Origin of the sequence: Methylobacterium sp. (assembly GCF_028290105.1) — a bacterium.
Classification (GTDB): Bacteria; Pseudomonadota; Alphaproteobacteria; order Rhizobiales; family Beijerinckiaceae; genus Methylobacterium.
Map to the genome: position 1 here is coordinate 1 of NZ_JAQGKL010000269.1, position 5,793 is coordinate 5,793.

Sequence of the window (5,793 nt, forward strand, 5' to 3'; positions counted from 1 at the left end):
TGGCCGAAGATCGTCATCATCAGGGTCGACTTGCCGGCGCCGTTGGCTCCGATCAGCGCGACGATCTCGCCTTCGTGCACGTCGATGTCGACGTTCTTCAGGGCGCGGATGCTTCCGTAATAGGCCGAGACGCCGCGCACGCTGAGAAGTGGCGCCTTCGCGCCCTGCGGACGGGCGTCGGCCATCCGGGCGCGCGTCTCGTCCACCAGGACGTTGATGCCGGCGACGCTCATGCGGAGGTTCCTGCCGAAGTTCCTGCCGAAGTTCCTGCGAGCCCCACTTCCGCCTCGACGGCGGCGACCTCGTCGTCGTCGACGCCGAGATAGGCCGCGATCACCCGGGTGTCGTTGCGGATCTCGTCGGGCGTGCCGTCGGCGATCTTGATGCCGTAATCGAGCACGACGATCCGGTCGGAGATCTGCATCACCACCGACATGTCGTGCTCGATGAGCAGGACCGAGGTGCCGTACTCGTCGCGGATCATGCGCAGGAGCGTGTTGAGATCGGCCGATTCGCGCGGGTTGAGGCCGGCGGCCGGCTCGTCGAGGCAGAGCAGAACCGGATCGGTGCACATGGCGCGCGCGATCTCGAGGCGGCGCTGGTCGCCGTACGGCAGGTCGCCCGCCGGCTCGTCGGCGCGGTGGGTGAGGCCGATGCGCTCGATCCAGGCGGCGGCCTTCGCGATCGCCTCGGCCTGCGCGCGGCGATATCCGGGCAGGCCGAGGATGCCCGCGAGGCTGAAGCCCGAAGCCCGCATCAGCGGCTTGTGCATGGCGACCAGCAGGTTCTCCAGAACGGTCATCTGTGGAAACAGGCGGATGTTCTGGAAGGTGCGGGCGACCCCGGCGAGGCGGTTGACGTCGTGGCCAGGCAGGCGCTCCAGCAGGTAGGTCTCGCCGCCCTGCTGGCGTAGGCGGATCATGCCCTCCGTCGGCTTGTAGAAGCCGGTGATGCAGTTGAAGACCGTGGTCTTGCCGGCGCCGTTGGGACCGATCAAGGCCGTGATGTCGCCACGCCCGACCTTGAACGAGAGGTCGCCGACGGCGGTGAGGCCGCCGAAGCGCATGGTCAGGTGATCGACCACGAGGATCGGGTCGGCGGGGCCGCCGGACATCGCGGGCGACGGTTCGTCCTGAACGACGGCGAGGCGGGTGGTTCCGGTGGCGAGCGTCATGCGGCGCGGTTCCCCAGGCGGACGGAGGGGGTGCGCTCCGAGATGAGCCCGCGCGGGCGCCAGACCATCATGCAGACCATGGCGAGGCCGAACAGGAGCAGCCGGTACTCGTTCGGGTCGAAGCCCTCGCCGAACACCGCCTTGAGGAAGGTGAGGTTGCGCAGCAGTTCCGGCGCGCCGACCATGACGATGGCGGCGACCGCGACGCCGATCTGGCTGCCCATCCCGCCCAGCACCACGATGGCCAGGATGATCGCGCTCTCCAGGAAGTTGAAGCTCTCAGGGGAAACGAAGCCCTGCCGCACGGCGAAGAACGAGCCCGCGAAGCCCGCGAACATGGCGCCCAGCGCGAAGGCGGTGAGCTTCGTCATGGTGGTGTCGATGCCGAGCGACCGGCAGGCGATCTCGTCCTCGCGCAGGGCCTCCCAGGCCCGGCCCAACGGCAGGCGGCGCATGCGCAGCGTCACGAGGTTGGTGATCAGCGCCAGCGCGAGGATCAGGTAATAGAGGAAGATGATCCGGTGCATCGGGCTGAAGGTCAGCCCGAAGGTGCCGGCGAACCCGCCCTCCCCGGCCGTGAACGGGATCCCGAAGAAGCTCGCGCGGGGAATCGAGGAGATGCCGGCGGCCCCCCCCGAGAAATCCACCCAGTTGATCAGGACGAGGCGGATGATCTCGCCGAAGGCCAGCGTCACGATGGCGAGGTAGTCGCCGCGCAGGCGCAGCACGGGAAAGCCCAGCAGCACGCCGAAGGCGGCGGCGAACAGGCCGGCGAGCGGCAGGCAGATCCAGAACGAGAGCCCGAACACGGTGGAGAGCAGCGCGTAGGAATAGGCCCCCACCGCGTAGAAGGCGACGTAGCCGAGGTCGAGGAGCCCCGCGAGGCCGACCACGATGTTCAGGCCCCAGCCGAGCATGACGTAGGTCAGGATGAGGATGCCGAGGTCGATCCAGTAGCGTCCCTCCGACAGGCCGCCGGCCCCGAAGGTGGCGAGGAGCGGCAGGGTCAGCGCCACGGCGAGGGTCAGCGGCCCGAGGACGCGGCCCGCCCGGGCGACCACCGGAACCGCGTCGAGGGTGGCGAGGCGATGGGCCTCGCGCCGGCGGCCGACTTCGCCCAGCAGCAGCCTCTGGCCGAGCCGCAGCACGAACATCGCGAGGCACAGGGCCGCGACGAGACCCCAGCGCCCGGTGAGTTCGAGCCCCGTGCCCTGCCCGAGATCCGTGCGGTAGGCGACCACCGGGATGCCGAGCCCCAGGGTCACCAACGCGAAGAGTGCCGAATCCTTGAGCATTTCGGCGAATGCCGCGCCGGAGCGCCGGCCCACGGTGGGGGCCACCGCGCCAATCGTCGATCCCGTCGCCATGGTCAGACCTTCTCGACTTCGGGGCGTCCGAGGATGCCGGATGGTTTGAAGATGAGCACCACGATGAGGATCAGGAACGCGGCGACGTCCTTGTACTCGATCGAGAAATAGGCCGACCAGAAGGTCTCGATCAGTCCGATGATGAGGCCGCCGAGCACTGCGCCGGGGAGCGAGCCGATGCCGCCGAGGACGGCCGCCGTGAAGGCCTTCACGCCGGGCACGAACCCGTCGGAGAACGAGACCACGCCGTAATAGAGGAGATAGAGGGTACCGGCGACGGCGGCGAGCGCGGCACCGAGCACGAAGGTCAGCGAGATCGTCCGGTCGACGTTAATGCCCAGCAGTGCCGCCATGCGCCGGTCCTGCTCGCAGGCGCGTTGGGCCCGGCCGAAGGAGGTGCGCTGCACGAGGTACCAGAAGCCGGCGAGGAGAAGCGCCGTCGTCGTCATGATGATCGCCTGCTTGTAGGACAGGGTCACGGTGTACTGTTCGTTCTGATAGAGCACGATCACGTCCCGCACGAGGGGCGGCACCGGCTTGTTGCGGGCGCCCTGCACCACCTGGACGAAGTTCGACAGGAAGATCGAGACGCCGATCGCCGAGATCAGCGGAGCCAGGCGAAACGAGCCCCGCAGGGGGCGATAGGCCACCCGTTCGATCGCCCAGCCCCAGAGCGCCGTCACGATCATCGCCACGATGAGCACGATGAGGAACACCAGGGCCACCGAGGTGAGCCCGAGCCAGGTCGTGAGGATGAGGAAGGCGATCAGCGCGACGAAGGACGAGAGCATGAAGACGTCGCCATGGGCGAAGTTCACCATGCCGATGATGCCGAACACCATGGTGTAGCCCAGCGCGATCAGGCCGTAGATCGAGCCCAACGTCAGACCGTTGATGAACTGCTGGGCGAAAAATTCCATGAACCGGCCTTCACTTCCCCGGCACGGCCGTTCGCGAATGGCGTGCCAGCCTGGAATGTTCCGAACCGCGGCCTCCGGTCAATCCTTGCCGTGACGCCGGGCTTGTGCGTCGCCCGCGCCTGAAACGCGAAACGGCCCGGCGCTGGAGCGCCGGGCCGTCGCGACCCTATCGGATGGCCGGTGCCGACGGCACCGGAAGGTCCTTACTTCAGCAGCGAGACCAGGGCCTTGCCGGCGGGGGTCTTGAGTTCCTTGGCATCGAGGGTGCCGTCGCCGTCCGGATCGGCGGCCTTGAAGCGGGCCTCGACCAGGGCGAGGTACTCGGTCTTGTCCAGCGTGCCGTCCGAATCCGGATCGGCCATCTTCAGAGCCTTCTTGCTGACGCGGCCCTGGAGCTCCTTGGCGTCGACGGTGCCGTCCTTGTCGGATTCCAGCTTGTCGAACAGGGCACCGGCCACCGCCTGCGCTTCCTTGAGGTCGATGGTGCCGTCGTTGTCGGTATCGACCGCAGAGATCACCTTCGAGGTGCCCGGACCCTTGGCGGAGGCCGGGATCGCGAGGGGCAGTGCGAGGGCGGCGGCGCCCAGGATGGCGGCGAGACGGGACAGGTTGGACATGCGGATAGCTCCGTTCAGATCGTAACGATTGCGGATCTATCACGACCGCCCGCCAGGGTGGAAGATTTATATTGCAATGCAGTATCGCGTCACCCGTCAGTGGTCACGCTTTGAGCCTGCACCAGCCACGCCAGTCAGGACGCCCGCAGGCGATCCGTCGCCACGGGCTTCGCCTTGCGGATCGTACCGTCCAGATCGACATGCGCCTCGACGGCCTGCCCGTCCTTCGTCGCCAGGATCTCGAAGTGCTTGGGCCGGCGTTTCGCCTCCCCGTCCACGCGGTACCCCGCCCGTTCCAGCGCCGCCAGGGCGTGGGCGGGATCGGCCGGCGCGTGGCCCGGGCCGCCCAAGTGGGGTGGCTTCTTCCACGCAATTGTGTGGCACGTCCCATCGGGGAGCGTGATCGACGTCACCTTGATCTCGGAGGGCTTACGCTCGCCGCTCACCGCGATCGAATCGCCTTCCTTGAGTGGCCGCGCCATCTCGAGGGTCAGCGCCTTGGCGCCCTCCGGACCGAGGTCGATGAGGACGCGCCCATCGGGCCCCTCGATCGCCAGGCGGTGGCCGAAGACGGCCCAGATCGTTCCCTGCGTGCTCTGCTGCTCGGACATCGATGTCTCTCATTCATACTTGTGGGTGGTTCGGGGGGCGTGGCGCTCCAGATGGAGCGCCACGCGCTCGGCGCGTCGGGCCTGCGTGTCCTAGAAGACCTTCTTCTCGCGGACCTGGCCGTCGAAGCCGACATGGAGCTGGCGCTCGCGGCCATCACCGCCCCGCGCGGCGACGTCCAGGTGGCGCGGCCCCAGGCCCAGGACGCGGATGTCGGTGTAGCCGGCGGCCTCCACCTTGGCGGTCAGGCCCGGCACGTCGGGCGCCGGGGCGAGTCCGACCTTGTCCTTGGCCCAGTCGAGGCTGCCGGCGGGCGGACCGCCGGCGGGTCCGAGCAGGACCTTGGTGCCGTCGGCGCGGGTGATCAGCTTGGCGTGGAGGAAGCCCTTCTCGAACCGGCCCTGCACGGTGACGGCCTCGCCCGGCTTGACGAGGGTGACACCTTCCCCCTGGCGCCCGGTCTCCACCAGCGTGCGGCCGGTGCCGTCCTGGATCACGAACTTGTTGCCGTAGATTTCGGCGACCTCGCCCCTGGCCGCGATGGCGCCCGAGGCCTTGAGCGCGGAGATCGCGGTGGGCTCCACCGGCGTCGGAGTGGCGGCGTCGTTCTGAGCCAGCGACAGTCCGACCGCGCCGAAGGCGAGCGGCGCGGCGATGGCGCCGGCGACGAGGGCCCGGCGCGAGCGGCGCGGTTTGGCGCTGAGGTTCCGGGATGCGCTGTCGTTGGTTGTGTTCGCGTCGGTCATGAGGAGAGCGTGCTTTCGGTTCGGCGTGTCCCGGTCCGGCGTTTGCCCGTCCGGGTTGACGCCGTTCTAGGCCGAGGCCTCCAATCGGATCTGAACCGCGCGGTTCAGCCTCCGTTAAAGGACGCGGCGTAGGTCGCACCCGCTCTTTCCCTGGCAAGCTCTTCCCCTGAGATGCTCTTTCCCTGAGACGCTCTTACCTCCGTAAAGCGCCCGACTCCGAACATGCCTGGGACCCACCCATGATGAAGCCGCTCCCGTGAAGCTCCTGCTCGTCGAGGACGACGCGGCCCTGGCCGCCGAGATCGCCAAGGCGCTGCGGGCCGAGAACTTCGCCCTCGACCATGCGGAGAACGGCGAGGA

The 5,793-nt window shown here is 68.3% G+C and carries 7 protein-coding genes; all 7 read right to left on the reverse strand.

Going from position 1 to position 5,793, the window contains the following annotated elements; translation table 11 throughout:
- On the reverse strand, positions 1-233 hold a 233-nt coding region (locus tag JWQ05_RS18720; protein ID WP_299661746.1), incomplete at its 3' end, for an ATP-binding cassette domain-containing protein.
- Positions 230-1,114, reverse strand: a complete 885-nt coding sequence (locus tag JWQ05_RS18725) for an ABC transporter ATP-binding protein (RefSeq protein WP_299661760.1) — start codon at positions 1,112-1,114, stop codon at positions 230-232. The genes JWQ05_RS18725 and JWQ05_RS18720, both read right to left, overlap by 4 nt.
- 56 nt (positions 1,115-1,170) lie before the next feature.
- The gene (gene livM, locus JWQ05_RS18730) at positions 1,171-2,469 is read right to left on the reverse strand and encodes a high-affinity branched-chain amino acid ABC transporter permease LivM (RefSeq protein WP_299661762.1); all 1,299 of its coding nucleotides are present in this window, start codon (positions 2,467-2,469) and stop codon (positions 1,171-1,173) included.
- Positions 2,470-2,543: 74 nt separating this feature from the next.
- Positions 2,544-3,461: a branched-chain amino acid ABC transporter permease LivH gene (locus JWQ05_RS18735; RefSeq protein ID WP_299661749.1), complete on the reverse strand. Its 918-nt coding sequence runs from the start codon at positions 3,459-3,461 to the stop codon at positions 2,544-2,546.
- Positions 3,462-3,664: 203 nt separating this feature from the next.
- A complete protein-coding gene (locus tag JWQ05_RS18740; protein WP_299661752.1) occupies positions 3,665-4,078 on the reverse strand; it encodes an EF-hand domain-containing protein in 414 nt (137 codons plus the stop codon).
- 134 nt (positions 4,079-4,212) lie between these two features.
- Entirely contained in the window at positions 4,213-4,689 is a 477-nt protein-coding gene (locus tag JWQ05_RS18745) for a hypothetical protein (RefSeq protein ID WP_299661755.1), read from the reverse strand.
- Between the two features lie 90 nt (positions 4,690-4,779).
- Positions 4,780-5,433 carry a DNA-binding protein gene (locus JWQ05_RS18750; protein WP_299661758.1) on the reverse strand — a complete coding sequence of 218 codons (654 nt, stop codon included), beginning with the start codon at positions 5,431-5,433 and terminating at the stop codon, positions 4,780-4,782.
- Positions 5,434-5,793: the final 360 nt, after the last annotated feature.

What these genes read in the sequence shown, in the direction of transcription:
- JWQ05_RS18725 (WP_299661760.1), bottom strand. Translation starts at nt 1,114, where the DNA reads ATGTCCGGCGGCCCCGCCGACCCGATCCTCGTGGTCGATCACCTGACC.
- livM (WP_299661762.1), bottom strand. Translation starts at nt 2,469, where the DNA reads ATGCTCAAGGATTCGGCACTCTTCGCGTTGGTGACCCTGGGGCTCGGC.
- JWQ05_RS18735 (WP_299661749.1), bottom strand. Translation starts at nt 3,461, where the DNA reads ATGGAATTTTTCGCCCAGCAGTTCATCAACGGTCTGACGTTGGGCTCG.
- JWQ05_RS18740 (WP_299661752.1), bottom strand. Translation starts at nt 4,078, where the DNA reads ATGTCCAACCTGTCCCGTCTCGCCGCCATCCTGGGCGCCGCCGCCCTC.
- JWQ05_RS18745 (WP_299661755.1), bottom strand. Translation starts at nt 4,689, where the DNA reads ATGTCCGAGCAGCAGAGCACGCAGGGAACGATCTGGGCCGTCTTCGGC.
- JWQ05_RS18750 (WP_299661758.1), bottom strand. Translation starts at nt 5,433, where the DNA reads ATGACCGACGCGAACACAACCAACGACAGCGCATCCCGGAACCTCAGC.